The sequence below is a fragment of the Draconibacterium sp. genome, from assembly GCF_041583095.1.
In the GTDB taxonomy this organism is placed as follows: domain Bacteria; phylum Bacteroidota; class Bacteroidia; order Bacteroidales; family Prolixibacteraceae; genus Draconibacterium.
In genome coordinates this window covers 1-3194 of record NZ_JBFHGM010000401.1, presented here as the reverse complement: position 1 = coordinate 3194, position 3194 = coordinate 1, and the positions used below count along the sequence as shown (strand labels likewise).

The following is a 3194-nucleotide window of genomic DNA, read 5'->3' as shown; positions in this document are numbered from 1 at the left end:
TATATTATCGTCGCCATAAACCAACTTATCAAATGCCACCATTGCCAAATAATCAGGATTGGCTTCGTTGCGTTTTACATTGTTTATCATTCGCGATTTTACCAGTTCAAACTGCTCCTCATCCCAACGCGGCTGCAATAATATCTCTTCAACAAGTGCAAGCGTTTTTTCATAGTTCCGGGTGAGACTATTTACATAAACCGAAATATTTTCAGTACCGGCTCGAACACTGATATTAGCACCAAGCAAATCGATTTCTTCTTCCAGTTCTTCGGGCGTTTTTGTTGCCGTACCTTCCATTAACATACTGGCCATAAAACTTGCCACCCCGGCTTTATCTGTTGGAGCCAGGATATGACCGCCGTCCAAAACTATCGAATATTGAACCAAAGGCAATTCGTTTTGCTCGATACCATAAACTTTAATGCCGTTTGCTGTTTCATCAGTCCAAACCTCTGGTACCGAAATTTCAGGATCGGGTCCTTTTGCAGGTTCCACCGAACGATCAAATTCAGTTGGTGTTTTTGCAATCTCTTCTTCTTCTTCAATTGCCGACTGATCAACCTGGGTTGCCTCTAAAACATTCTCTTCAACAATACCTGCATCTACTGAATTTTCGGCAATCAATTCAAGCTGTCCTTTAGGCACAAAGCTGGTTGCCAGGTAATTTTTCCCTTTTATATATTTGTCGTAAACCCGTTTGATATCCTCAATTGTTACGGCTTGAATTTTTGCAATGTCTTCCTCAATAAATCCCGGTGATCCTGCAAATTCGTTATACATAGCCAACTGAAAAGACTTATTCAGCACAGAACTTACACCGTTGTAAAATTGTGTTTCCAACCCGGCTTTGTGTTTTTCCAGATCTTTCTCGGTAATTCCCTCCTCTTCAAAAAGCTGAAATGCTTCGAATGCCGCTTTTTCAACTTCGGCAAGACTTGTACCGGCATTTGCATTTACCGAAATGGTAAACTGACCAGTCAGCTCCATCGGACGACTATATACCGATGCCCGTGGTGCTAATTTTTTGTCCTTAACGACAACCCGGTAGAAAGGCGATTTTTTGCCGCTTCCGAGCACTTGTGCCAAAAACCTTAGTGCGTAGGCATCGTCGTTGTACTGCTCAACAGTTGGCCAAATCATGGTTAACTGGGGGGTTCTGGCAAAATTATCTTCGTGGTACAGCTTTTTTGTTTCCGCCAAAGTAACATTCTGCGGCTCCATATCTTCCACTTTTTCGCCACCCGGAATTTCACCAAAATACTTCTCGAGCAATGGTTTTACATCCTCTTCCTCGAAATCGCCGGCCAAAACAATTGTGGTATTGTTGGGCACATAAAATTTTGAGTGAAATGCTTTTACATCATCCACTGATGCATTGAACAAGTCTTCCATTTCCCCAATTACAGTCCAGTTATACGGATGCCCTTCGGGGTACAGGTTTTTGGCAATTACCCACTGATTAAAACCGTAAGGACGGTTGTCGTAGGATTGACGTTTTTCATTCTGTACAACATTTTGCTGGTTGGCAAAGGCCGATTTTGTTACCGTATTCTCGAGAAACCCCATTCGGTCTGACTCCATCCAAAGCACCATTTCCAGTGCATTTTTCGGAACAACCTCATAATAAATGGTCTGGTCGTTTCCGGTTCCGCCGTTTAATGTTCCTCCGGCCGACTGAATTTTTGTAAAGAATTCATCCTGTCCAACATTTTCTGACTGCTGAAACATCATATGCTCGAACAAGTGAGCAAAGCCGGTTTTACCGGGAACTTCGCGGTTTGACCCGACGTGATACATAATTGCAACTGCTACAATCGGATCTGATTTGTCCTGGTGTAAAATTACATCAAGACCGTTATCCAATTGATACTGAACATACGGAACCGATAGTTTGTCATCGTTTTGTTTTGTGGTAGTGCACGAACCCAGAAACAGTAGGAATGCCAAACTGAGACTGAGGAGAAAACTTAGTTTTTTCATGATTAAAGGTGTATTGATTTGTTTTCTACGAAGTTAGCACAAAATACAAATAATCAAAACATTGTTAAGTATCAATTTATGGGTTCAAACCTCCGGGTAACGACATAAAAAAACAGGAACCAAAACGGCTCCTGTTTTTCAATGCTACGAAAAATTACTCTATTAAACCATTGGATATTTTTTGAAAATATCTTCCGATTTCGTTAGTATATCCACATATTGTGCCCGCTGGTATGCAAACGGGTCTTTCATATTTTTACGAGAAAGTTTTCCTCTGAAATCATCAAGCGATTTGTATCCTTTGTCGTCCATCCACTTATTAATATCCATAAGAATATCTGAAACTACTGATGGCGAATTACGGTATATTGTACTTACCATTTGAACCACATCGGCTCCGGCAAGCAGCATTTTAATTACATCGTTGGCATCGTAAATACCACGGCTAATACAAACACTTCCCTCCACATTTCCGTACAATAAGCCTGCATAACGCAAACCTACCATATGGTCTTTTGGGTTACTTAATTCCCAGGGATAGAAATATTCTTCTTTCTCAATATCTATTTCGGGTTGGAAAAAGCGGTTAAATAGTACATAACCATCAGCACCAGCCTCATCAACCTTTTTTATAAAATTCAACGGATTGGTGTAAAACAAACTCATTTTTACACTTACAGGAATTTTAACCACTTGTTTAATGGCTTTTACAATTTGCACCTGCTTGTCTTCAATTGATTCGCCGGTAACCTCGAAATACCCCGGCACTGCGTATAGATTTATTTCCAAACCTGCCACTCCTGTTTTCTCCAGTTCCTGCGCATATTCAACCCAGGTTGGTTCGTAAATGGCATTCAGACTTGCAAATACAGGAACATCAACACTTTTTACCAGTTTTTCCAAATTGTATAAATGCTCTTTTGGTCCGGCGTGTTCCAGGCCAGGAAAAAGATCGGTCATTTCTGCGTTTCGGTTTTCATATTCGCTAAGTAGCTCATCCATTTGCAGACTTTCAAGTTGAATTTGCTCTTCGAATAACGAACGGTATACAATCGCCCCAATTCCGGCTTCTTCAATTTGTTTAATTACATCGGGTTTCGATACTAAGTTACTAGCTCCAAGTATGAGTGGATTTTTTAGCTCTACACCCATATAAGTTGTTGTAAGATTTGCCATGGTAGTATTTTTAATGATTAGAATTTACGTTTTTC

At 40.5% G+C, this 3194-nt stretch carries 2 protein-coding genes; both read right to left on the bottom strand.

Annotated features, from left to right (window positions below):
- On the bottom strand, positions 1 to 1983 hold a 1983-nt coding region (locus ABZB17_RS21750), incomplete at its 3' end, for a M16 family metallopeptidase (RefSeq protein ID WP_372653631.1).
- 162 nt (positions 1984 to 2145) lie between these two features.
- Positions 2146 to 3159, bottom strand: a complete 1014-nt coding sequence (locus ABZB17_RS21745; protein WP_372653629.1) for a dihydroorotate dehydrogenase-like protein — start codon at positions 3157 to 3159, stop codon at positions 2146 to 2148.
- Positions 3160 to 3194 lie beyond the last annotated feature (35 nt).

Excerpts from the sequence above, each read along its gene's own strand:
- ABZB17_RS21745 (WP_372653629.1), bottom strand. The coding sequence starts at position 3,159 with ATGGCAAATCTTACAACAACTTATATGGGTGTAGAGCTAAAAAATCCA.